The organism is Mesorhizobium sp. 2RAF21, from assembly GCF_052115345.1.
GTDB classification, from domain to species: domain Bacteria; phylum Pseudomonadota; class Alphaproteobacteria; order Rhizobiales; family Rhizobiaceae; genus Mesorhizobium; species Mesorhizobium terrae.
The window spans coordinates 1-22,773 of the sequence record NZ_JBFRGM010000018.1; the positions used below are offsets into that span (position 1 = coordinate 1).

Sequence of the window (22,773 nt, forward strand, 5' to 3'; positions counted from 1 at the left end):
AATGCGCCGACGGCACGCTGCCAGAATGTCCGCTGATAGAGACGTTATTTGGTGAAGCCGCTTGAACGCTTCGCCTATACGCTTTGCGGACTATGGAGCAACTAAAGCCGACCGCTAAACGCTCCGAATACCCCATCTATAATAGTCGTTCTTGGTGCGCGGCGCGAGTAAAAACCGTTGAAGAACGCGGTGCTAACCGGAATTGGCGGACAACTGATTCGGTTGCCAGGGGAAAGACCCCGACCGGAGGGCCGGGGCCTTGGCGGCGGGGTCAGTCGCCGCGGCGACCATTGGGGCGGGACCAGATCAGCGAGTACGTTTCGCCGTCTTCGTCGTCGAAGAGGTTGGCGTAGATGGGGGCGTTGAAGCTCGGATCGTCGAGCTTGAGGCCGAGATAGGGCCGGTCGTCGTTGGAGCGCTTCGACCAAGCGGCTCCGATTTCTGCCCGGCCGACCATGACGCGGTGGCTGGGGGCGTTTTCGCCGTTGGCGCGAAGGTCCGGGACGATGCGGACGCCCTTGGCCTGGACGCTCAGAGTGACGATCTCGCCGGTGAACTCGTTCGAGCCGGTTTTCTTGAAGGTGCCGATGGTAGCCATTTTGAAATCTCCGTTTTCGTGTTCGAGCCCGCTACCGCAGCGGCCTCGATGGCGATCGGGAGGCCGGAGGCGATCGACGCCGCATCGCCAAATCATTTAATGATGGCGACCGGAGCGAAGCGGAGGATGGCGACAGAGCGGTTTTCTTGGCTCGCGAGGAATGGGTGAACCCCAGGGGAAGAAAATCGCGCCGTGCCATTGCGGCTTAGGCGGTCGAGGCGAAGCCGTCCTTCGGCCAGATCAGCCCATCGGAGAGGCCGTGCAGGTGGCGGTTCCCAACGATTCCGAACGGAGATAAATGGCTGCCTTGGTTCCTCATGAACCGGCATGGCGAGTGGCATTGAGATCAAGTGCTTGGGCCGTAGACATCGGCTTGCACAATCCCGGCAGGTGCCACCAGATGGCCTGCCGCAGAGGCGTCTGGTCGGCGGCGTAGGTCCGAAGATTTTATGTCGAGCGGCATAAGGCGGTCGCGTTCGACTGGCTTGCTCAACGACCGTTACCAACGCCGATCCGCGTTACCTTTGAGGCAGGAGGCAGCGGAAGGCTTCGCTTGGCTGCTGAACTGCGTTGATCACAAAGACTACGCCCGCGCCAGCGTACCGCTCGACGGCGGGGTCGTCGCCATGCCCGCCACCCGCAGAAACGCTGTGATCCCCACAGCGACCGCGCCGATGACAGAAAAGATGATCTGCCAGGTTTCGGACGGCATGGTGTGCTTGACGATACCGTGCGTCGCGTGAAAGCCAGCGATTGCGGCCGGAAGGACAAAAGCAGCCGCGACCAGAAGCCGGATCCAGAGAGGGCGCACGACGATCAGCAGAAATTGGCCGATGCCAAGGGTTAGCGCCGCGCCGACAAGGCCAATGAGGATTGCGCCTGGCCATCCGGCCCCCGTGCCATAGGCCCAGGTTCCGATTGAAACGCCAGCGAAAAGCGGCAATGCGAAAACCGCGAGTGTGAACAACAGCCAGCACAGGAAGCCTATGGCGGCGATGAATGCGAGAATGCCGAGAAAGAGCATGGTGGTGTCTCCGGGAGATGAACTCTGACGGTTGCGCCTCCACCACCACCATGGCGCAGCCAGAGTATAGCAAATCGACGATGAAAAGAGGAGTGGAAACCGGCAGGTTTCCGCCATTTGAGGCGAGGCGTTCGCCCCATTAAGGGGCGAAGGGATCGATTTCGCGCAGGATCGAGGCCTCGTCGCCGTCGAATTCGGCGGCTGGCGTGACCGAGAGCGTGCCGTCACCAGCGCGGAAGATGACGATGGCGACCATCAGGGTCGAGGCGAGGCTGAGAGCGAAGGCGTAAGCGTCGGTGAAGGACATTGATCCGGCTCCTGTTTGAAGCGGAGGACCATCCCCCGCTGACAGGCGCCCGAAGTGACCGGCCAAGGGCCGCAATCACCGATGAAGGCGAAGCCGCAAGCGGCGGCACGCGCATGCGTAGTCCGACCCTTTACGGGTTGAAGGCGTCAGGCCATTGGGTGGATCAAGGATAAGCGCAAATAAAGCGGGGTGGTTCCCATTCGAATACTCGTCGGGATCAATTGCGTTCGGTGATGGATTGACTTGCTACGTTCGTTTACTGTGCCTTGACGCGTGGCCTTGGCTTCGGCATCGTCCAGGCTATGTTCTCAGCGCCTAACGCCGTTCGCCTTCGTGTATCGATTGATGGTATCCAGCCAGCCATCTGGCGGCGTCTGGTCATACCTGCACACTGGAATCTCGAACACCTCCACCTTGGAATTCAGGCCGCGTTCAATTGGTGGAACTACCATCTTCACGAATTTCATATCGGCGGATTGCGCTTTGGTGATGTTGTCCTTCTGGAAGATGGGGCGGGTCCAGATGATCCGCGCGTTTTCGATGAACGGGATGTTCAACTTAAGGATTTTTCGCGATCTGGAAGCACTTTTACCTACACATATGACTTCGGCGACAACTGGCGCCATACGGTTGAACTTGAGGAATGGCTCTGGCTCGATGTATTTCCCAAAAAGGCCATCTGCGAGGACGGTGCCTTTGCTAGACCGCCTGAAGACGTCGGCGGAACCTCGGGATATGAGCACTTCCTCGAGGTGATGGGCGATATTGAAGACCCCGAACACGCCGACATCAAGCGTTGGTGTGGTGGGCACTTCGATCCCGAGTGGTTTGATCTCGACCTCGTAAACAAGGATGTCGGTAACGCACTGAAACCAAATGTTCGCCGCAGGCTGCATCAGCCCAAGCCAAAGCGGGTGTAGACGTTCCAGCGGCGCTCACGCGCCGCTCCCGCCAAATCGATAAACCGGGATGCCCAGCTTGCGGGCCTTGTCGGCGAGGTTGTCTTGAATGCCGGTGCCTGGGAAGACGATAACGCCGATCGGCATGACGGAGAGCATCTGGTCATTGCGCTTGAACGGGGCGGCCTTGGCGTGCTTCACCCAATCGGGCTTGAAGGCGACCTGTGGGACGTTTCGATGGTCTGCCCAGCGGGCGGCGATCTTTTCGGCGCCTTTGGGCGAGCCGCCGTGCATCAGCACCATGTCAGGGTGTTTGGCGTGAACTTGGTCGAGCTTGGCCCAGATCAGCTTGTGGTCGGCAGTGTCGCCGCCGGTGAAGGCAATCTTCGAGCCGGCGGGCATCAGCACTTCGGCCTCAGTGCGACGTTTGGCGGCCAGGAAATCTCTGGAGTCGATCATCGCGGCGGTGAGATTGCGATGGTTGACCATCGATCCGGTGCGGGGCCTCCAGCTTGATCCTGTATGGCGCTCGAAATGGTCTGCTGCCTGATCGCGCATCAGTTCGAAGGCATCGCGGCGCTCCAGAAGTGTCTGGCCTTCGGCGGTAAGGCGCTCCAGTTCGACGGATTTCACCTCGCTGCCGTCCTGTTCGCGCTGAAGGCGGCGCTGTCCTTGCTCGTTGTCGTCCAATTCGCGTTCAATCCGGTCGGTGGCGCGGTGGAAGAGATTGACGGTTGACCAGAGAAGATCGTCGAGATCGGGTTCGAGACGGGTGTCCATAAGGGTCGCGATCAGGGCGTCGAAGATGTCGGCAATGGCGCCTGTGACGCGGGTTGCTTCCGGCAGGGGGCGGGGGTCTGGTTCGTTTTCAAAGGGGCGATAACCGTAAAGCTGAAGCTCCTGGAGAAGATGGTCGGTGGGAGAGGATGCGTGGTGGGGTTCGTAATCGTCGTGCTCGCTCATGGGATGCTCCGTCGTTTGGACCGCGACTCTCGCGGCCTTCATGGCGACGAAGCTCATGGGCGGGACGGGCCTGCACCCGGCGCGCAGCGCAGGGCCGGAGCAAAGCGGAGGATGGCGAAGGCCGGGGATTTTGTTTCGCGATGGAAAGCGGCCCCTTGGGCCGCGCCGGAAAATCGTTGGCCGCAGTCATTGTCGACCTGTCCCGGCTATGGGCCGATCGCCCTCTCGAAGGCCGAGAAGCGGTCCTTTTCGATGGTTGCAGCCTCCGTGAGGATGATGACTGTGCCCTCCAACATCTCCTCGCCGGTCGCTATGCGGCATTGCGGCAGAAGCGGGCGACGTCCTGCAGTGCGAGTTGACCCCTGAGATTGGCCCGGAATGCAATGAGGTCAAGTTGCCGGAGATCCTCGTTGAAGTCCTGCAATACCGGTGACAGCACGATCGCCTCGATCCCGACCGCGTTTGCCCGTTCGACCAAACTGTCCCGCGCACTGTCGCCTGCATGGTCGTTGTCGCGGACGACATAGAGGCGACGCAGCGTTTCTGGAAACAGAATGGCGGCGAGGTGCGCAGCAGACAATGCCGCTGCCATGGCCATGCCAGGTATCGCCTGGCGTACCGACAGGACGCTTTCGATGCCTTCGCCCGCTGCCATGACCTCGCCGGCAATCCCGAAGCGAACGGCATGACCGAGCAGGTCTCCCATCGCCTTGCGCTGCGTTTCGACAGGCGCCTTGTCGGAGCCGTCGGGCGCGAGCCATGTGCGATGGGCGCCGGTAATCGTGCCGCTGAGATCGGTGACGGCGGCGATCATCGCTGGCCATGTTTCGGTCGGGCCATGGTCATCGGGCCGATAATAGCAGTTTGGATGGAAGCGCAGGTTTCCGGTTCCGAGCAAAGCCGTAATGCCGCGAGTGCGGAAATACGTCTCTACGGGTGTGCCGCTGATCGGCTTCGACATGGCGAACAATCGCCTTGCCGCCTCGGCCGTGCCTGACGGGGCAGGCGTGCTTGGTCGATTCTTCTTCTTCTCAGGTGCGGGTTCAGGACGCGGCATGCTGAGAAAGGAACGCGCCTCGGCAACGACATCGGCGAAGTCGATGAGGCCACAGCTCTCCCGAATCACGTCGAGCAGGTCGCCATGTTCGCCGGTGGCGGCATCGGTCCATTTGCCGGCCGGTCCCTTCATCGTCTCCTTGAGCCGCACGAACATCGAGCGGCCCGGCGTGTTGCGTGCATCGCCAACCTGCCAATAATTGCCCTGGCGACGGCCGGCGTCGAGATAATGGCGGCACACCGCCTCGGCCTCCCGGCCGAGACGGGTCGCCAGATCCGAAGCGTCGAGCCGGGTCATCATGCCGCCTCTCGCTCGCCGATACGCTGGAGCGGATAGTGGCCCAGCACGCGCTCCAGTACAGCCGGGCCAGCGGCACCGGTCGGCACGAACATCCTGAGTTTCCATGATATGATCTCGTGGAACAGGCCGTAGGCGGTGAGCCGCTCGCGCATCGTGTCGGTGAACCCCGACAATTCAATGCGATCTGCGCCCATGACGCGGACGCGGCGAAGCTGAAGCCCCTCCGCGAGGTCGAGGATAGTGCGCCCATCCATCAGCGCCATGAAGGCGTCTGCGGGTGTGAGCGTGGCTGCGCCGGTCGTGGTGGCGTTGGCCGCCCAGGCGGGCGAGACCTTGCGGCCGACGATCCGCTCGCCGTCGTCGGTCTGGAGCCGATAGACGCGGGTGGATTCGTTCGGCAGCCGCTTCCAGATCGGCAGCAGCAAGCCGGCGACGATATGGATCGTGCTGTCTGAAAACTCCGGCACATCCGCAACCTCGGCGGCCCAGGCAGTGACGAAGGTGCTGCGCCCTGCCTCGATCCAATGGGTATCCGCCATCATCTTCAACGGAACGGTGTGCGATTCCATCGGCCGGACCAGCCGGACGCGGCGTTCGATCTCGCCATCGTCGAGCATGATCGAGGTTGCGGGGATCTGCACGGCGGCGCGGCCCGAACGCTCGTTGACCAACAGCTTGGCGCCGGGTTCGCTCAGATGGGCGAGCGCGTCGTCCAGCGTCACAGGGCGGTTGCGGGTACGCTGCGCGATTGTGAGGAGCCGGGTCTCGGCGTCCGTGCCCGGATGTGTGTAGATGCACTGGCGGTCGGTGACGGTGAAGCCTTCCGCGGTCAGTGTCTCCAGCCCGACATCGTAGACGCCGCTGGCGATGGCGCCCTCGATCTTTGCGGTGAGAAGCTGCTCGAAGGCAGTAAACAGCACGCCCTGAAGCTCGATCGTCAGCGCCAGCAGCCGGTTTAAGAAGGTGGTAATCGGCGGCAGTTCGTCCTTTATGCCATTCGCGTCCATCAGTTTCAGGCCGGTGGTGGTTTCGAAACGCTCGAGCGTGCAGCCTTCGATCTTGCCACGCACCAGCAACAGATAGAGCTGGCGCAGTGCATCGCGAGCATGAGGGCTTTCGAGATTGTCCTCGGGGCGGAACAGGCCCTGACCGCCAGTCTGACGCTGGCCGCGCGTAATCGCCCCCAGCGTATCGAGCCGCCGCGCGATGGTGGAAAGAAAGCGCTTTTCTGCCTTCACATCCGTGGCGATCGGCCGGAACAGGGGCGGCTGCGCTTGGTTGGTCCGGTGCGTGCGGCCGAGGCCCTGGATAGCAGCGTCCGCCTTCCAACCGGGTTCGAGCAGATAGTGGACGCGCAACCGCGTGTTCCGTGCTGATAGCTCGGCGTGGTAGCTGCGGCCGGTACCACCCGCGTCCGAGAAGATCAGTATGCGCTTGGTGTCATCCATGAATCCTTGCGTCTCGGCGAGATTGGCGGCGGCGGCGCGGGTCTCGACGACAAGGCGGTCGCCACCCGAAGGCGTGCTCTTGCGGACGATTCGCCGGGAACGGCCCGTCACCTCGGCCACCAGCTCCGTGCCGAAATGCTGGACGATCTGGTCGAGCGCGCCGGGAACTGGCGGCAGGGAGGCGAGCTGCGCGATCAGTTCGTCGCGGCGCGCAACGGCTTCGCGGCTTTCGACGGGCTGACCGTCGCGATAGACTGGCCGCGAGGTCAGATTGCCCTCGCTGTCGGTGAACGGCTCGTAGAGCTGCACCGGGAAGGAATGGGCGAGGTAGTCGAGCACGTATTCCCTCGGCGTGATGTCGATGCGAACGTCGTTCCATTCCTCGGTTGGCAGTTCGGCCAGACGGCGTTCCATCAGCGCTTCACCGGTCGAGACGATCTGGATCACGGCGGCATGGCCAGCTTCGAGATCGCTGCTGATCGACCGGATCAATGTCGGCGTTTTCATGCTGGTGAGCAGATGGCCGAAGAAGCGCTGCTTGGCGCTCTCGAAGGCCGAGCGTGCGGCTGACTTGGCTTGCCGGTTCAATGTGCCGGAAGCGCCGGTGATATTGGCCGCGTCCATAGCCGCATCCAGGTGGTTGTGAATGATGGCGAAGGCCCCGGCATAGGCGTCGTAGATGCGGGTCTGCTCCGGCGACAGCGCATGCTCGACCAGCTCATATTCCACGCCGTCGAAGGAGAGTGAGCGGGCGGTGTAAAGGCCGAGCGCGCGCAGGTCGCGGGCCAGCACCTCCATCGCTGCAACGCCGCCGTCCTCGATCGCTTCGACGAACTCGGCCCTGGTCGAGAACGGAAAATTCTCGCCGCCCCAGAGCCCGATGCGCTGAGCATAGGCGAGGTTATGGACCGTGGTGGCGCCGGTCGCCGAAACATAGACAACGCGGGCGTTCGGCAGGGCATGCTGAAGGCGCAGACCGGCGCGACCCTGCTGCGAGGCGGCCACGTCGCCGCGTTCTCCTTTACCGCCACCGGCATTTGCCATCGCGTGCGCCTCGTCGAAAATGATCGCTCCGTCGAAATCGGAGCCCAACCATTCGACGATCTGCCGGACGCGCGAAACCTTTGCACCGCGGTCGTCGGAGCGTAGCGTGGCATAGGTCGTAAACAGGATGCCTTCCGGTAATTTGATCGGACGCCCCTGCGGGAAGCGCGACAGCGGCGTGACCAGCAAGCGCTCCATGCCGAGCGCTGACCAGTCACGCTGGGCGTCCTCGATCAGCTTGTCGGACTTGCTGATCCATACCGCCTTTCGGCGACCCTGAAGCCAGTTGTCGAGAATGATCGCTGCGGACTGGCGGCCTTTACCGACGCCGGTGCCATCACCGATCATGAAGCCGCGCCGGAAGCGCACGGCGTCTTTCGCATCCTCGCGCGCAGCACTGACCAGGTCGAAAGTGGCGTCCACCGTCCATGATCCGGCGAGATGGTCGGTGTGCGCTTCGCCCGCATAGATGACGGTCTCGAGTTGGGCGTCGGACAGCAGCGCGTGAATATTGGAGGGAAGGCGTGGCCGATAGCTCGGCTTGGGCGGCGCGACTGAGGCCATCGCGGCGGATTGCACGAGCCTGGTCGGGTGCGCCTGAGAGCCGATAATACGGATCGACTGCAATCCGTATTCTTCATAGATGCCATCGGACAGGCGTCCGCCTTCGCCGGTCGGCCTGTCGACGGTCTCGTAGGCAAGCGGCAAGCCCTCGGGTTCGGCCAAAGGCGCGGTCGTCGGCGCGACCTTTGAGGCACTATTGATATAGCCGCGCACGCTGCGCGGGGCAGCGGCCGGAGCCGCCGGGACAATGACGGAGGAGTCGAGGGAAAGCCGTTCCGGCAGGTGCTCGGTGAGCCAACTCAGCAAGGTGGCCGCGTTGGGCGCGATACCGGGTGCGACCGGGAAGACGGCGGGATCATTGGCGGGTCGCTTGTCGATGACGGTCAGCCGCGTTGGGAAGGTTGTGCCATGCTTGGCATAGACCGAGCCGTCGATGGCGGCAGAGAACACGACTTGCCCGCGTTCCTGCAATTTCATGAAGACGTCTGTCCATGCCGGATTATCGGGAGCGAAACTGGCGCCGGTGATCGCCACCAGACGCCCACCGGGAGCCAGGCGTGCTAGCGCGGAGGAGAGATGGCGGTAAGCGGCGTCCGCCGTGCGACCCTCGACATTGGCCATGACCGAGAAAGGCGGATTCATCAGCACGACGCTGGGTGTGACGGCGGGGTCCAGATGATCGTCGATCTGCGCCGCGTCGAAGTGGGTGACGGGACTGGCCGGGAAGAGAAGCGACAGCAGTCTGGCGCGGGTGTCGGCCAACTCGTTGAGGACAAGCGTGCCGCCAGTGATCTCGGCGAGAATGGCCAGCAGGCCGGTGCCCGCCGAGGGTTCGAGCACCCGGTCGGCCGGGGTGATGGCGGCAGCGTGGGCGGCGACCAGGCCAAGCGGGATCGGCGTCGAGAATTGCTGGAAGGTCTGGCTTTCGGTCGAGCGCCGCGTATGTGTTGGCAGAAGTCCGGCGATTTTCGTCAGTGCGGACAGCCTTGCCGTCGTAGCTCCGGCTTTGCGGAAAAGCGTATGTCCGTATTTGCGGAGAAACAGGACGGTTGCGCCCTCGCAAGCGTCATAAGCCGTCTTCCAGTCCCAAGCGCCGACCGCATCCGAGCCTCGACAAGCGGTTTCCATCGCCGCACGCAGAACTGCGGCGTCGACCCGCTCGCCACGTTCGAGATGAGGTAGCAGCAGGCCGGCGGCCTCGAAGATGGCGGCGGCGGGCTCGGGGGTGGGGCCAGGCGGAAGTGTTGCGGCGACGGTCGCCGTCGTGGATGCGGAGATCATGGTCATCGTGGGGAACCTCACGGAGAGCGGGAAGGAACGAGCCCGCGCGGCGCTCTCTCTCGACCGCTCCGGCTCAAACCCGTCCCGGCGGTCCTCTCACTCTCAAGACGTCCGCATGGAAAAAGCGCCCGACCGCGAGGTGGGGCGCTTTTCGAGGGGATCAGTTCCAGAGCCCGTCCGCGATCTCGGAAGCGACGAGTGTCCGGGCTTTATGGAGCAGGTCGTCGCCGCAGGTATCGACGTGGCCGAAGAAACGTGCGCGCGCGCCATTTTCGCTCCAGTCGGCATAGGTGCAATATTCCCGAGCGTCGGACCGAAACACCCACATGTCGCTTGCCCAATGGGGCTTGGGCTCGACAACGACGGTGAGGCCGCCTCTGGTTTCCGGCCAGGGCAGGGACCGTTCATGCGGCGGATGCTGGCGATCCGCCGCGAAGATGGCGTCGATGTCGATCATGGCGCCTCTCCCGGATCGGTCCGTACGAAGCCTTCAGGATCGTCTGGATCGGGCGGCAGGTAGGCGTCATAGGGGTTGCCGTCGGCGAGATGGCCGAATGGCGTGAACACGTAATCACCATCGTCTCGCCCCACGGCGCAGATGACGTAGCGCGGAATGCCCGTCGCAGCATCGAGGCACTCCATGAGGGCGAGATTGCCGTCGCCCGCCGCGCGCAGCAGGGTCTGGAAATTGGTTCGGGCATGGGCGGGGATGCTCATAGAGGACCTCCCTCGCTGGAGATGGTCTGGTCGAGCCAGCCATCGGTGTAGATCCAGTCCACGGTCTCGCCGGTGGCGAGGTCGAGGACGTGAGCGCCGCCGCCGAAGCCGTCGAGACGCGGCCGCGAGCAGCTATTGCCGTATTGGAAGCCCCATCTGCCAGTGAGGCCGAACTCGGCTGCGCAGCGTTTTACGAACTGAATGACGCGCTCGGGATCGCCGGTCACGTCGTCGCGCATCCAGAGCTGGCTGCCGCCGTGCTCGGGCTGGATCGAGAGAAGAAAGCCTTCGGAGGGCGGTTCCTCCGACGCGCCTTCAGCGGAGAGCGCGTTGTAGAGGTCGAGCGCACGGGCGGCGTTCTCGGGTGTGCTCACGTCGAGCAGGCACGAGAAATGAGTGAAATAATCGGCCATGACAGGCTCCTGATATGAGAAAGCGCGAGCCCCGTTGCATCGCCACGCAAACTTTGGGTCTTGGGGCCGGGCTGAGAGGGTGGAGAAGGAAGGTGCAGGACGGCAGTTGCCGTCCCGCATTGCCCGCTATTCGGCGGCGACGGCGTGCGAAGCCTCGTCCTCTTCGTCGGAGAGCGCCTCGTCGTCATCGAGGAATGCAGGGAGCGCTTCGTCGCCTTCGCCGTTCATGGCTGGTTCGTCTTGATCGACCAGGCGAAGTGGCTCGGGCAGCCAGCCGGTGTCGGCCAACAGGCGTTCGGCTTCCTTGGCCATGTCGCCCTTTTTCAGATGGTCGATGAGCCCTGCTGCCCGCTCGCCCGCGCCCTCCCGAACGGCTTCGAGAATGCGGGGCTTGGTGACGCGGCCGAGATAGTTGCCAACAGTCGGCTTCCAGCCCGCCGTCGCCATGTCGAGGCCAACCGCTCGCGCCAACCGGTCGGCCTGCGCCAGGCGCACATCCAAACCATGCTGACTGAGGCCAGATCCGTAAGGGTTTGGCCGCTCGAACAGGGCGTTCACGCCGAAGCTGATGCAATGGGCGAGCAGATCGAGGCGTGTGCCATCATCGAGGTGGCTCAACCAATCCCACAGCGCCTGATCATCAGCAGGAACATGATCGCCCCAGCGCTCGTGTCGCTCGGCGACCTCGCGCGCGGGAGTGCTTTCTTTCAACTCCTCAGACTGTGCCGAAAAGAAGATATGATTGACGCGGGCCTCGAGGCAGCCTGCCGGTGCGGTGCGCCGGAACGTGTCGCTGACCAGCTTGTGCAGCAGCATGGTCATGGCGACATCCGGATGTTCGGCCACCGCGTTGCGCAGAGCCAGCGTACGATGCGCGGTCAATTCGATGACGAGGCGCTCGGGCAGCGGCTTGATGCCTTCCTCTTCGTCGTCTTCCGGCTCCGCAGGCTGGCCGCCGATCGTGATGACGGCGCGATGAACGGCGGGCGCGGCCTGCTGGTCCACTTCGCCGTCAACCTCCGCCGCATCGCGGCCTTCGGTCCCCACGTGACGTTCATCCTCGGGACGGACATAGCCGCGATCCACCGACAGTGAGCCGTCGGCATCGAGACTGACGAAGACGCCGGCGATGGCAATTTCGGCCGGATCGTAGATCGACGGGCGCTGCTCGAAGGCATTGAGCGCTTGTTCGATCTCGCCGAGTCTCGCGCCGATCTCGTCGGGCAGTTCGTCGGCCTCGCCATATTCGGCTTCAAGCCGGTCATATTCCTCGCGCAACGCTTCACGAGTGGCGCGTTCCTCTTCGGTCAGGTCGACCGTGACGCCGACAAGCGCTCGCAGTCCGTGCTCGTGGCCATAGGGAAAGCTCAAGCTGGCTTCGACCCATTTCCAGCCTTCGCCAGCGATCTCGTCGGCGACGCCCTTGAGCTTTTCGGTCACCAAGCGGTCGAGCAAGGCGGCATCTTGAAGCCAGCCGCCATCGTCGGCCTGGAACAAGTCGCGCAGCACGGCACCGCCAGCCGCCTCATAGGCTTCGATGCCCACAAAGACGGCTCGCTTGTCGGAGGCCCGTACCGTAGTTTCGGTCAGCATCCGGCGGATGTGATAGGGTTCTTTCTGCCAGCCATCCTTAATCGCGTCCCAGACCTGTTCTTGGCGGGCATGGTCGGAACTGACGGTGAAGGCCATGAGCTGCTCGAGCGTCATGCCGTCGGCGGCGTAGATTTCCAGCAAGGTCGGCGAAATGGACGCGAGGCGTAAGCGCTGCTTGACGATATTCACGCCGACGAAGAAGGCGGCGGCGATGGCTTCCTCGGTCATGCCCTTGTCGCGCATTGCCTGGAAGGCGCGGAACTGGTCAAGTGGATGCAGCGGCGCGCGCTCCATGTTCTCGACCAGCGAGACCTCGTCGACCAGAATGTCGCTGTTGGCGTCGCCGACGACGCAGGGCACCGGCGCGGTCTTGGCCAGTCGTTTCTGCTTCGCGAGCAACTCGAGCGCGCGATAGCGACGGCCGCCGGCGGGCACCTCGAACATGCCGGTCTCGACGCCATCGGCATCGAGGACCGGACGGACATGCAGAGACTGGATGAGCCCGCGCCGGGCGATGGACTCGGCCAACTCCTCGATCGAGACACCTGCCTTGACGCGCCGGACGTTGGACTGGCTCAGCACCAGCTTATTAAACGGGATGTCGCGCGAAGACGACAGGGTGATCTTTTGAACGGCAGTGGCCATGTTCATGACTCCGCGACGGGCGGCCGGGAGCCTCTCTCTCGACCTCCAACCCGTCACGAAGCGAAGCGCCGCCCTCTCACTCTATGAGGGCAGCGCCAGGCTAGCGGAAATCCGTAAAACCGGAAACCTGTGTCTGCGCCTTTCCGGTTTTCAGGATCGTCACGCCGCCGCCCGTTCGTCGCCAGGGATGCCCGCAACTGCGTCCGGCAGGTGAGCGAGCAGCCAGTCGGCTGCCTTGCTCGCCTGGGAGGCGGCGCGGACGATGGCGCGATTGTCCTCGCGCAGCACCTCGAGCCAGGAGCCGATATAGTCAGCATGGCGGACGGTGGGCGTGATGCCGAGCGAGGCGCAGCAAAAGGCTGCGTTGATCTCGGCGATCAGCTCCTCAAAGGCATATTTCTTGGAGCCGAAGGAGCCCGAGAAATCGCGGTTCAGGCGCGAGGCGTGGCCGGTCGCGTGCCCCAGCTCGTGCAGGGCCGTCCTGTGCCAGTTGATCGGCTCGAAATACGCCTGGGGCGGCGGGACCTGCACATAGTCGTGTGCAGGTATATAGAAGGCGCGGTCGCCGCCAATGCGGAAGTCGATGCCGGTCGCGCGTATCAGCGCCTCGACCCGCGGTTCTATGAGGCCGGGCGGAGGCGGTGGGGCGACAATGGCGACATCTTCCGGCAGCCCGTCGCATTGCGCCGTATTGAATACCGTGAAGCGTTTGAGGAACGGGATTGCGGACGCTTCCTCACCGGTCTCGCGGGCGAGGCGCTTCTCGTCCTCCGGGGTAAAGCGATCAGCATAGACGACGGTGGTGCCACGCTCGCCCTTTCGGACATTGCCGCCAAGTGACAGGGCCTGGCGGAAGGTCAGCCAGCTCTGGCCCGGGAAGCCGTACTGGATCACGGCGCCCCAGAGGATCAGGACATTGATCCCCGAATAGTGCCGTCCGGTGGCGGCGTTCCTTGGCATGGCGAGGGGTGCCTTAGCAGCGACTGTGCCCCAAGGTTGGACCCAAGGCACGCGCCCGGTCTCCAATTCGCCGATGATCTTGTTGGTGATGTCGTCATAAAGGCTTGATCGGTCGGAACCGGCACGTCCGCTGCGGTCATTCCTGAACATCGTTGTTCTCCGCGACGGGCGCCGGAAACCTCTTCTCCAGTCCTCAACCCGTCACGGAAAATCCGTCCGCACTCTCACTCTCCAGGGGGCGTTGCGGGGTTCTCCCCGCAGAAGGGGTCGGCCAAGACCTGGGCTCGGCCGCAGGGGAAGGCATTCCCCCTCGCGGGTTCCCGACAAAGACAAAATACAAATTCGAAAATAGCATCCCTTATCAGGCTATGTCGGTTCACCGAGACGGAGAGTTCAGCAATCAGGGCATCTCTAAAATCGTGGACCGCACGTCTTGTGTATAGCGTGGCTTGACGCTATCCGATTCAACCCATAGTTTTTGCCGCAATGCTAGGGCGATCGACGTCGGTGCACAGACATGCATCAACGTGAGCTATTTGAGGGGCGCAATTTTTATGGGGCAAGGGATAACGCGCCAGCATATTCCTCCACATCCAGGTGGGCATGTCCGGGAATCAGTTATTGAGGCGTTTGGTCTTTCTGTGACGCAGGCGGCGCGATCCCTCGGGGTCACGCGAGCCGCATTATCGGCTGTACTGAATGAGCGGGCGGATTTGTCGCCTGAAATGGCTCTTCGTCTGGAGAAGGCATTCGGTCTTTCGATGGAAGAACTGATGTTGATGCAAAGCAGTTTGGATATCGCTCGTGTTCGTGAGCGCGAAGCAGAAATAAAAGTCGCGCCATTTGACGATACGTCGCAAAGTGCGCACAAAACAGGCGTTTGAGCCGAAATTTATAAATGGCGCTCAAGCGGAGCGGGAGGGGTAGCGATGAATAATTCCGCCACGCATAAGGATATCATTGATAGTCGGCTATTCAAGTTGACTTCACGGCGCGGGCGCGGCAGCGAAGGCGTTCAAAAATGAAGGCGTTCGAATTTGATCATCGCCTCATCGATTCTTATGCACGGTTCTCTCGGTCGTTCAGCTCAATAAGGTCCGAGGATCTGGGTTCTGAAATCACTCGACAATATGACTCCGGGCGATTTTGGCCTGACGCGCTATTGTCTATCAATCCTCGCTTTCTTAAGGGGCCGACGGCCGAAGAATTGGTCGCTTCGGGAGACCTCGACGAAGCGACGGGCAAAATATTTCGGTTTGGCTCAGTGCCGCTGAGGTTTCACCGCCACCAAGCACAAGCAATCGCCAAAGCTCGTGCCGGCAAGAGCTATGTCGTCACTACAGGCACAGGGTCGGGTAAATCGCTCTGCTTTTTCGTGCCGGTCGTCGATGCGATTATTCGCGCTCGGAAAACTGGAAAACCTCGGAAAACCAGCGCGATCATTGTTTATCCGATGAATGCGCTGGCCAACAGCCAGATGAATGAGATCGACAAGTTCATTTCCCAATCTGGGCTGCCGGATGAACTCAAGCCAGTGGTGCGGCGCTACACCGGGCAGGAGAGCCAGGAGGAGCGGCAACAGATCGCCGACAATCCACCGGATATCCTGCTTACTAATTTTATGATGGCTGAACTTCTACTCACACGGCAGGATAGTCTCGACACGAAGGTCATTGAGAACGCGAGCGGCCTAGATTTCATCGTCCTCGACGAGCTTCACACCTATCGCGGACGCCAGGGCGCCGATGTTGCCATACTCGTCCGTCGTCTTCGTAATCGCTGCACGCCAGACAAGGCGCCGATCTGTATCGGCACATCAGCCACTATGGCGAGCGAAGGCTCAGATACCAATCGAGCGCAGGCCGTGGCTGACGTTGCCTCCCGCCTTTTCGGTGTCTCCATCGGCCCGGATTCTGTCATCGACGAGTCTTTGGAACGCGCGACGGACGACCTGTTGAAGCTGGAAGATGTACGTTCGAAGCTGGCTTCCGTGGTTACATCTCCAATACCGGAGGCGCTGACCAACGAGATGCTGAAGCGGCATCCCCTGGCCGTTTGGACCGAATTGGCGATAGGTTTGGACGATGGGCAGGAACTGAAGCGTAAGAAGCCAATTCCATATGGGAAGGCGGTTGAACTGCTGTCCCAGGATAGTGGCGTTGAGGCCGAAACCTGCCGCCGGCATTTTGAGGCGTTTCTGACCCGTATCAGCTTGCCGGAAGCTGATCGGGGCGGTCAGGAAACTGGCGCATTCCTGGCTTTCAAGCTTCACCAATTCATATCAGGCGCGGGCGAGGTGTTCGTTACGCTGACTGAACGGCCGAGAAACGTGCTCTTCGAGGGGCAGCTCGAAGACCCCAAAGCGCCCGGTCATCGTCTTTATCCTACACGCTTCTGCCGAGGATGTGGGCATGAGGTTCATGTTGTCACAAGAACTGATGATGCCTCGGGGACTCTATTCGTCCCCAGAAGCATTGACGACGCACCGCTCGACGATCAGGAAATGGACACTGCCGGGTATCTGATCCCTACCGGTGACGGTGACCCCGAATATATCTTCACAGGCGAGGTTGAGACTTATCCCGAAGATTGGCGCGAAGAACGCCAAGGTGTCGAACGACTGCGAGCAAACAGAAGGAGGCGAGAGCCGCAGCCCGTGTCGGTTGCTCCCGATGGTCGCCTCGCATCGGCGGGCAAAGCCTTCTGGTTCATCCCCGGCAAATTTGGCTTTTGTCCCTGCTGCCTCGATCAGCCGCACCCCAGCATGCGAGAACGCAGCAAGCTTGCTGGTCTATCGGGCGAAGGGCGAAGCTCTGCCACGACGTTGCTGATTTCGACCGCCCTGGACTGGATGAATAGTCGCACAAGCGGCGTTCCAAAGGAAAAGCGAAAACTCCTCGGTTTTACAGATAACCGGCAAGACGCCGCGCTTCAGGCAGGTCACTTCAATGACTTTCTGTTCGTCAGTTTGCTGCGGGGAGCAATTCTCCGCGCCGTCCTTGACGCTGGTGACGATGGGATAACGGAAGACGAGTTCGGCCTGCGGGTGGTCAAGGCACTCGGCTTCACCGCAAATAATAGAGAAGCTCGAATCCATTGGATGTTGGATGCTGAGGCCGGGGCAGTAGTTAGGGAAGACGCTCAGCGGTCTCTTGCAAAAGTCCTTGCTCACAGGCTTTGGACGGACTTGCGCCGGGGGTGGCGCTATACCAATCCAAGCCTTTCTGTCCTCAAACTCATTGATGTTGAGTTCATTGGACTTGATGAAGTTGCAGAGGATACAGAACGCCTCGGGGCCGTCTTGCCCGCGCTCGCCACGCTGAGCGTCTCGCACCGCAAGGAAATGTTGAAAAAGCTTCTCGGCGCCATGCTCGATGGCTTGGCGGTTGGAACCGAGGCACTTGACCTGACTGTCCTCGACACCGTTGCGCAGAAGTCTCGAAGCCTCTTGCGCAGTCCTTGGGCCATAGATGGGAAGGAGACACCAAGAAGCCGCACGACTCTATTCCTTCAGGCTCCGGGTAAGGACCGAGTGGGACTCCGCGAAGAGCAGACAATTGTTCGTGCCGGACACAATTCGCGCATTGGTCGTCTTATTAATCGCCCGAGCGTCATCGGAACAAAGCTCGGAAAAGACGACTATCTAGCCGTTTTAACGGGCATAATGGAATTACTGGCCCGCGAAGGGCTGGTGTCGCGCGTTGACATAGAGGCGGACCTGCAAGGATGGCGTCTGTCACCATCGACCGTCCGGATCATTCCTGGAGAGGCTGTCCGATCTGGCACAGCCCAAGGAAATCGCTATTTCCATGATCTCTACCATCATATTGCGGTTGAACTGAAGGCCGGTGGAAGCAGTTTTTGGGGACTCGAAGGTCGAGAGCATACGGCACAGGTTTCCCAAAGACAGCGCGAATGGCGGGAATGGCGTTTCAGGTACGAGAAGGAAGACCAGGAAAACCTCATAAGGAACGCTACCGAACTCAATGCGATGGGAGAGTCTGAACAATTCCTACCGGCTCTTTTTTGCTCTCCAACCATGGAGCTCGGCGTCGACATCTCGGCGCTTAACGCCGTCTATCTGCGCAACGTGCCGCCGACACCAGCGAACTATGCGCAACGTGCCGGCCGCGCTGGTCGCTCCGGACAGGCTGCGGTCATCGTGACCTACTGCGCCGCTCAATCGCCGCATGACCAGTATTTCTTCGAAAGACGCAATGAGATGGTTGCCGGAGTGGTCAGACCGCCCGCGCTCGACATCACCAACGAAGAGCTTGTGCGTTCACACCTCCACGCCGTCTGGCTCGCTGAATCGAAAATCGCGCTCTCACCTGACATCCCTGAGATTCTCGATCTGAAGGCAAAGGGCTATCCGCTAAAAGAAGAGATTCACGCCATTATCGATCCGCCGGCGCTCGCTGTGGCGGCACATGCGCCGATGAAGCGAGTGCTCGACCAAATTCTTGCATCCGTGGATGGCCGCAAACCGGCATGGATGAGCGATCCAAATGATTTCGTGTCCGCCGTTGCTCAACGTGCACCGCATGATTTCGACCGCGCCTTTGATCGTTGGCGTGAACTCTACAATTCCGCCCGAACACAGCTGATGGAAGCCAACGCGCGCTCCGAGATCACGGGACTTTCAGGCGCGGATCGCCGTCGTATCAAGGCTGCGCAGATGCAAGCGAGTGACCAGATCGCTATTCTTGAACAAGGCAAAGCCTCAAACGGCTCAGACTTCTATTCCTATCGCTATCTTGCGACTGAAGGTTTCTTGCCGGGCTACAATTTTCCGAGACTCCCACTCTATGCCTTCATCCCCGGCGAAGGGAAATCAGGCTCGTTCCTCCAGCGCGCCCGCTTTCTGGCTATTTCGGAATTTGGTCCACGTAGCCTGATTTACCACGAGGGCCGTGCATATCGTGTCATGAAGGCGAAGCTGCCGCCTGAAGTCCGGACGGGAGACGGGGCGGAACTGGCCACGAAAGACATCTTCATTTGCTCGAACTGCGGTGCCAGCCATGACGGGGAAGTTGAACGTTGCCACGCCTGCAACGCGCCGATGGCGGGCGAAGTGCCGGTACAGAGAACACTCCGCATCGACAATGTGGAAGCGGCCCCGGCCGAGCGGATCACGGCGAACGATGAAGAGCGTGTCCGGCAGGGCTTCGACATACAGACCGTCTTTTCCTGGCCGAAGCGGGACGGTCGCGCGCAAGTCACCGAAGCCGACTTCCGCTGTGAGGACGTCTCGATCCTCAATCTCCAATATGCGAACAGCGCTGAGATCAGCCGTATCAACAAAGGACTGAAACGACGCGCCAATCAAACCGTCTTCGGCTTTCATATCGATCCGCGTAGCGGCTATTGGGCAAAGTCGGACGACGAAGATCCCGATATCGATGTGCCGCCGGATGTGGTGAGGCCGGTTCGGATCGTCCCCATCGTGCGTGACCGGAAGAACGCACTGCTCTTCCGATTCAACAATCCCACCGACTACGCGCCCGAGACCATTGCGACGGTCCAACACGCTCTCATGAGAGGCATCGAGGTCGTATTTCAGTTGGAGGAAGGTGAAATTCTTGGTGAGCCGCTTCCAGCTCGTGACAATCGCCGCGCTGTTCTCGCCTATGAAGCCACGGAAGGTGGTGCAGGCGTATTGAGCCGTTTGATCGAGGATCCCCAAGCGCTTGGAAACGTAGCCCGAGAAGCGCTGACACTGATGCACTTCGAAAGAGTCGATGAAGCCGTCGCAGCAGGCGACGCCAAACTGCTCATCGATCACGATAAGGAGACGTGCGTTCGAGGGTGTTACCGATGCCTGCTTTCCTATTTCAATCAACCCGACCATGAGTTGATTGATCGCACAAGCGATGAAGCCAAGCAGATGCTGGTCGATCTTGCGCGTGGTCAGATCGCGCTCGCAGCTGCGGATCGGTCGGCGGGCAATGGGGAGTGGGTAAATGCCTTCAAGGAACTGGGACTTCCTGCCCCCGATGGTGCCTCTTTAAGGTTCTCCGACCAAGAAATGAGCTTCGTTTGGCGTAGCCATTTCGTCGCCGCAAGCATCTCTCCGTTAACCGAGGCATCGCGCCAGGACGCGGACGTGAAGGGCTGGACGCTGTTTGAACTGCCGGAATCCGTCATTTCGGGCGTGCCCGACACGATGCGTTCGATGTTTGGGAAGTAGAGTAATGTCAGTCAATTTTGCTCCGGGAGATTTGGTTCGGGCTCGTGGCCGTGAGTGGGTGGCACTTCCGTCCCCACGAAACGGCATCCTTACACTACGCCCTCTTTCGGGCGGCGGCAGTGACACTGTTGTCCTTGACCCCGCGCTCGAATTGTTGCCGGTCGAGCCGGCTCGTTTCGATTTGCCTGTGGACGCGGTCGCGACCGTTCAAGCCAAAGCGGCATTGCTGGCCGACGCGATGCGCCTGACGCTTCGCCGTGGTGCAGGCCCTTTCAGGTCGGCTGCCCAGCTGGCCTTTGAACCCCGCACTTATCAGCTTGTCCCCCTGCTGATGGCGCTTCGCATGGCGGTGCCGCGCTTGCTGATCGCCGATGATGTCGGTATCGGCAAAACAATCGAAGCGGGCCTAATTCTGCGCGAGCTGATGGACCGAGGTGAGGTGAATGCGTTTTCGGTGCTCTGCCCGCCACACCTCGTCGAGCAATGGATTGGAGAACTGAAGGCCCGTTTCGGCATCGACGCCGTACCGGTCACATCCAGCACTGCAAGCCGGCTGGAGCGTGGGCTGCCACTCGCCCAGACCCTGTTCGAAGCTTATCCCTTCACGGTCGTCAGCCTCGACTACATCAAGGCGGAGAAGCGTCGGGAAGGCTTCGCGCGCGCCTGTCCGGACTTCGTCATCGTCGATGAGGCCCACGCCTGCGTCGGAACGCACAAGGGGCGACAGCAGCGTTTCGATCTTTTGCAGGGGCTGGCGCGGAATCAGGATCGGCGAATGGTTCTTCTGACCGCGACGCCGCATTCCGGAGATGAAGAGGCTTTCGGTCGCCTTCTTTCCCTGATCGATGCTTCATTTGCCTCGATGGATTTCGAGGACTCGCGGTATCGCGAGCGTCTGGCGCGGCATTTCGTGCAGCGACGCAGGATCGATCTCGTCACCGGCGATTGGGACGAGGATCGTGCCTTCCCTAAACATGAGACCACCGAGTTCGCCTATCATTTGTCCGGCGCCCATCGCGATTTCCAGGAGGCTGTCCTCGACTACTGTTTTGGCGTCGTCTCCCAAGCGGGATCGGGGCAGCGGGAACAACGGCTCGCCTTCTGGGGCACGCTTGCCCTGATGCGTTGTGTTGGTTCTTCACCAGCCGCTGCCTTGAGCGCATTGCGTAATCGCATGTCCAGCGAGAGCGATCGCCTCGAACCCCAAATCTATGACGAGGACGGAGACGACGAAGACGCGGTCGATCTCGAACCGGGCACGACGTTCGACGTCGATCCGGCGCTTCTCAAGTTGGTGAGGCACGCCGAAGAATTGGTCGGCAAGCCTGACCCGAAGCTGGCCGCCTTGATCGAGACACTGACGCCGCTCATCAAGAAGGGCGCAAATCCCGTTGTATTCTGCCGTTATCTGGCGACGGCGGAACATGTGCGCGACGGTTTGCGCAAAACCTTTCCGAGGCTCACCATCGAATCCGTGACGGGCGTCCTTACGCCAGACGAACGCCGAGACCGTGTCGCCGAGATGGCGTCGGCAGACGAGGAACGTTCGACACAGCGTATTCTTGTCGCCACCGACTGCCTCTCCGAAGGTATTAATCTTCAACAACTCTTCGACACGGTCGTCCACTACGATCTGTCGTGGAATCCGACCCGCCATCAGCAGCGCGAAGGGCGCGTCGATCGTTTCGGGCAGCCGGCGGACGTCGTCCATTCGATTATGATGTTCTCGCCGGACAGCGCTATCGACGGGGCGGTGCTCGACGTCATCCTTGATAAGGCCAAGAAAATCCGCGAAGCGACGGGCGTGACCGTGCCACTTCCTGAGGACCGCGGACCGGTAACGGACGCATTAATGGCGTCGATGATGCTTCGTCGCCGAGGAAGCGCCCAGCTTACGCTCGATCTTCGCTTTGAGAACAGTGTGAAGGCCGTGGAAGCGCGTTGGCGAGATGCTGCCGAAAATGAACGGAAGTCGCGGGCGCGTTTTGCACAGAATGCCATGAAGCCGCAGGAAGTCGCACCCGAATGGGAAAAGGTCCGCGCGCTGCTCGGCTCCCCAGCCGATGCCCGCATTTTCGTTGAGCGCGCCATGTCGCGCTTCGGCGCGCCGTTGGAGGCCCGCAAAGCCGTGCTTTTGGCCCACGTCGACGCCCTTGATACCGGATTGCGCGAGCGGCTGGCCGAGTATGATCTGAAAGGATCGGTGCGCCTGGCGACACTGGAGCCTGCGCCCTCTGGCACAGCGTTGCTCACCAGAACGCATCCTCTTACAGCCACGCTTGCTGAAGCGCTTGTCGAAGCATCACTTGATCCGGAATCTTTGTCCGAGTTGGGCATCGGTCGTGTCGGTGCCTGGCCGACCACTGCCGTCCAGCAAGTCACCCGCCTCGCGCTCTTGCGTATCCGCTTTAAGCTGACTGTTCACGCCCGCAAAGAGCGGCTTCTGCTCGCCGAGGAAGCGGCTCTCGTTGCGATGCAAGGTGAGCGTATCGTGGCTATCGGCGAAGAAGCGCGCGAACTGCTGAACACACCCGCTACGGCCGATCTCGCCCCTATCGCGCGGGACAGATTCATCACCAAAGCCAAGGAAGATTTACCGGCTTTGCTTGAGGGGCCGATCGCCGATTTCGTCCGGTCACGCGCGCAGGAGCTGATGCAGGATCACGCTCGGCTTCGCGTTGCGTCTGGGTCCGCTTCCCGCGTCACCGTGGAGCCCGTGCTTCCTCCAGACGTCATCGGCCTTTTCACATTGATGCCGGGGGAGGCTTGA

15 protein-coding genes are annotated in these 22,773 nt (G+C 61.2%); 4 read left to right on the plus strand and 11 right to left on the minus strand.

The genetic code is table 11. The features are described 5' to 3' along the window. Positions 1-271: 271 nt before the first annotated feature. The 3 genes from AB4136_RS25260 to AB4136_RS25270 form a co-directional block, all read right to left on the minus strand. Complete coding sequence (locus AB4136_RS25260) at positions 272-598, minus strand: DUF736 domain-containing protein (RefSeq protein WP_112796495.1); 327 nt, start codon at positions 596-598, stop codon at positions 272-274. A 583-nt stretch (positions 599-1,181) separates the two neighbouring features. Further along, positions 1,182-1,622, minus strand: coding sequence for a hypothetical protein (locus AB4136_RS25265; protein WP_441931719.1), 441 nt, complete (start codon positions 1,620-1,622; stop codon positions 1,182-1,184). A 139-nt stretch (positions 1,623-1,761) separates the two neighbouring features. Then, the gene (locus tag AB4136_RS25270; protein ID WP_441931672.1) at positions 1,762-1,929 is read right to left on the minus strand and encodes a hypothetical protein; all 168 of its coding nucleotides are present in this window, start codon (positions 1,927-1,929) and stop codon (positions 1,762-1,764) included. A 302-nt stretch (positions 1,930-2,231) separates the two neighbouring features. Between AB4136_RS25270 and AB4136_RS25275 the strand changes: the two genes are divergently transcribed. Continuing rightward, a complete protein-coding gene (locus tag AB4136_RS25275) occupies positions 2,232-2,849 on the plus strand; it encodes a plasmid pRiA4b ORF-3 family protein (protein WP_441931721.1) in 618 nt (205 codons plus the stop codon). A 15-nt stretch (positions 2,850-2,864) separates the two neighbouring features. Here AB4136_RS25275 and AB4136_RS25280 read toward each other — a convergent pair whose 3' ends face one another. The 8 genes from AB4136_RS25280 to AB4136_RS25315 all read right to left on the minus strand — a co-directional run bounded on the left by AB4136_RS25280 (position 2,865) and on the right by AB4136_RS25315 (position 13,963). Then, positions 2,865-3,791, minus strand: coding sequence for a DUF2493 domain-containing protein (locus AB4136_RS25280; RefSeq protein WP_441931674.1), 927 nt, complete (start codon positions 3,789-3,791; stop codon positions 2,865-2,867). A gap of 310 nt (positions 3,792-4,101) precedes the next feature. Then, positions 4,102-5,145 (minus strand): DUF7146 domain-containing protein, encoded by a 1,044-nt coding sequence (locus AB4136_RS25285; RefSeq protein ID WP_441931723.1) that lies wholly within the window; start codon positions 5,143-5,145, stop codon positions 4,102-4,104. Further along, the gene (locus tag AB4136_RS25290) at positions 5,145-9,491 is read right to left on the minus strand and encodes a strawberry notch-like NTP hydrolase domain-containing protein (RefSeq protein WP_441931676.1); all 4,347 of its coding nucleotides are present in this window, start codon (positions 9,489-9,491) and stop codon (positions 5,145-5,147) included. Before AB4136_RS25290 ends, AB4136_RS25285 begins: the two co-directional genes overlap by 1 nt. Positions 9,492-9,645: 154 nt before the next feature. After that, on the minus strand, positions 9,646-9,942 hold the full coding sequence (locus tag AB4136_RS25295; RefSeq protein ID WP_441931678.1) for a hypothetical protein: 297 nt from the start codon (positions 9,940-9,942) through the stop codon (positions 9,646-9,648). Next, entirely contained in the window at positions 9,939-10,202 is a 264-nt protein-coding gene (locus tag AB4136_RS25300) for a DUF6117 family protein (RefSeq protein WP_441931681.1), read from the minus strand. Before AB4136_RS25300 ends, AB4136_RS25295 begins: the two co-directional genes overlap by 4 nt. Then, complete coding sequence (locus AB4136_RS25305) at positions 10,199-10,615, minus strand: hypothetical protein (RefSeq protein ID WP_441931682.1); 417 nt, start codon at positions 10,613-10,615, stop codon at positions 10,199-10,201. Before AB4136_RS25305 ends, AB4136_RS25300 begins: the two co-directional genes overlap by 4 nt. Positions 10,616-10,741: 126 nt before the next feature. After that, the gene (locus tag AB4136_RS25310) at positions 10,742-12,853 is read right to left on the minus strand and encodes a ParB/RepB/Spo0J family partition protein (RefSeq protein WP_441931684.1); all 2,112 of its coding nucleotides are present in this window, start codon (positions 12,851-12,853) and stop codon (positions 10,742-10,744) included. Between the two features lie 159 nt (positions 12,854-13,012). After that, positions 13,013-13,963 (minus strand): ArdC family protein, encoded by a 951-nt coding sequence (locus AB4136_RS25315; RefSeq protein ID WP_441931685.1) that lies wholly within the window; start codon positions 13,961-13,963, stop codon positions 13,013-13,015. A 404-nt stretch (positions 13,964-14,367) separates the two neighbouring features. Between AB4136_RS25315 and AB4136_RS25320 the strand changes: the two genes are divergently transcribed. The 3 genes from AB4136_RS25320 (at position 14,368) to AB4136_RS25330 (ending at position 22,773) form a co-directional block, all read left to right on the plus strand. Beyond that, positions 14,368-14,697, plus strand: coding sequence for a HigA family addiction module antitoxin (locus tag AB4136_RS25320; RefSeq protein ID WP_441931725.1), 330 nt, complete (start codon positions 14,368-14,370; stop codon positions 14,695-14,697). Between the two features lie 137 nt (positions 14,698-14,834). Continuing rightward, positions 14,835-20,003: a DEAD/DEAH box helicase gene (locus AB4136_RS25325; protein ID WP_441931687.1), complete on the plus strand. Its 5,169-nt coding sequence runs from the start codon at positions 14,835-14,837 to the stop codon at positions 20,001-20,003. 4 nt (positions 20,004-20,007) lie between these two features. Next, positions 20,008-22,773 carry a DEAD/DEAH box helicase gene (locus AB4136_RS25330; protein ID WP_441931688.1) on the plus strand — a complete coding sequence of 922 codons (2,766 nt, stop codon included), beginning with the start codon at positions 20,008-20,010 and terminating at the stop codon, positions 22,771-22,773.

Excerpts from the sequence above, each read along its gene's own strand:
- AB4136_RS25260 (WP_112796495.1), bottom strand. The coding sequence starts at position 598 with ATGGCTACCATCGGCACCTTCAAGAAAACCGGCTCGAACGAGTTCACC.
- AB4136_RS25265 (WP_441931719.1), bottom strand. The coding sequence starts at position 1,622 with ATGCTCTTTCTCGGCATTCTCGCATTCATCGCCGCCATAGGCTTCCTG.
- AB4136_RS25270 (WP_441931672.1), bottom strand. The coding sequence starts at position 1,929 with ATGTCCTTCACCGACGCTTACGCCTTCGCTCTCAGCCTCGCCTCGACC.
- AB4136_RS25275 (WP_441931721.1), top strand. The coding sequence starts at position 2,232 with ATGTTCTCAGCGCCTAACGCCGTTCGCCTTCGTGTATCGATTGATGGT.
- AB4136_RS25280 (WP_441931674.1), bottom strand. The coding sequence starts at position 3,791 with ATGAGCGAGCACGACGATTACGAACCCCACCACGCATCCTCTCCCACC.
- AB4136_RS25285 (WP_441931723.1), bottom strand. The coding sequence starts at position 5,145 with ATGACCCGGCTCGACGCTTCGGATCTGGCGACCCGTCTCGGCCGGGAG.
- AB4136_RS25290 (WP_441931676.1), bottom strand. The coding sequence starts at position 9,491 with ATGACCATGATCTCCGCATCCACGACGGCGACCGTCGCCGCAACACTT.
- AB4136_RS25295 (WP_441931678.1), bottom strand. The coding sequence starts at position 9,942 with ATGATCGACATCGACGCCATCTTCGCGGCGGATCGCCAGCATCCGCCG.
- AB4136_RS25300 (WP_441931681.1), bottom strand. The coding sequence starts at position 10,202 with ATGAGCATCCCCGCCCATGCCCGAACCAATTTCCAGACCCTGCTGCGC.
- AB4136_RS25305 (WP_441931682.1), bottom strand. The coding sequence starts at position 10,615 with ATGGCCGATTATTTCACTCATTTCTCGTGCCTGCTCGACGTGAGCACA.
- AB4136_RS25310 (WP_441931684.1), bottom strand. The coding sequence starts at position 12,853 with ATGGCCACTGCCGTTCAAAAGATCACCCTGTCGTCTTCGCGCGACATC.
- AB4136_RS25315 (WP_441931685.1), bottom strand. The coding sequence starts at position 13,963 with ATGTTCAGGAATGACCGCAGCGGACGTGCCGGTTCCGACCGATCAAGC.
- AB4136_RS25320 (WP_441931725.1), top strand. The coding sequence starts at position 14,368 with ATGGGGCAAGGGATAACGCGCCAGCATATTCCTCCACATCCAGGTGGG.
- AB4136_RS25325 (WP_441931687.1), top strand. The coding sequence starts at position 14,835 with ATGAAGGCGTTCGAATTTGATCATCGCCTCATCGATTCTTATGCACGG.
- AB4136_RS25330 (WP_441931688.1), top strand. The coding sequence starts at position 20,008 with ATGTCAGTCAATTTTGCTCCGGGAGATTTGGTTCGGGCTCGTGGCCGT.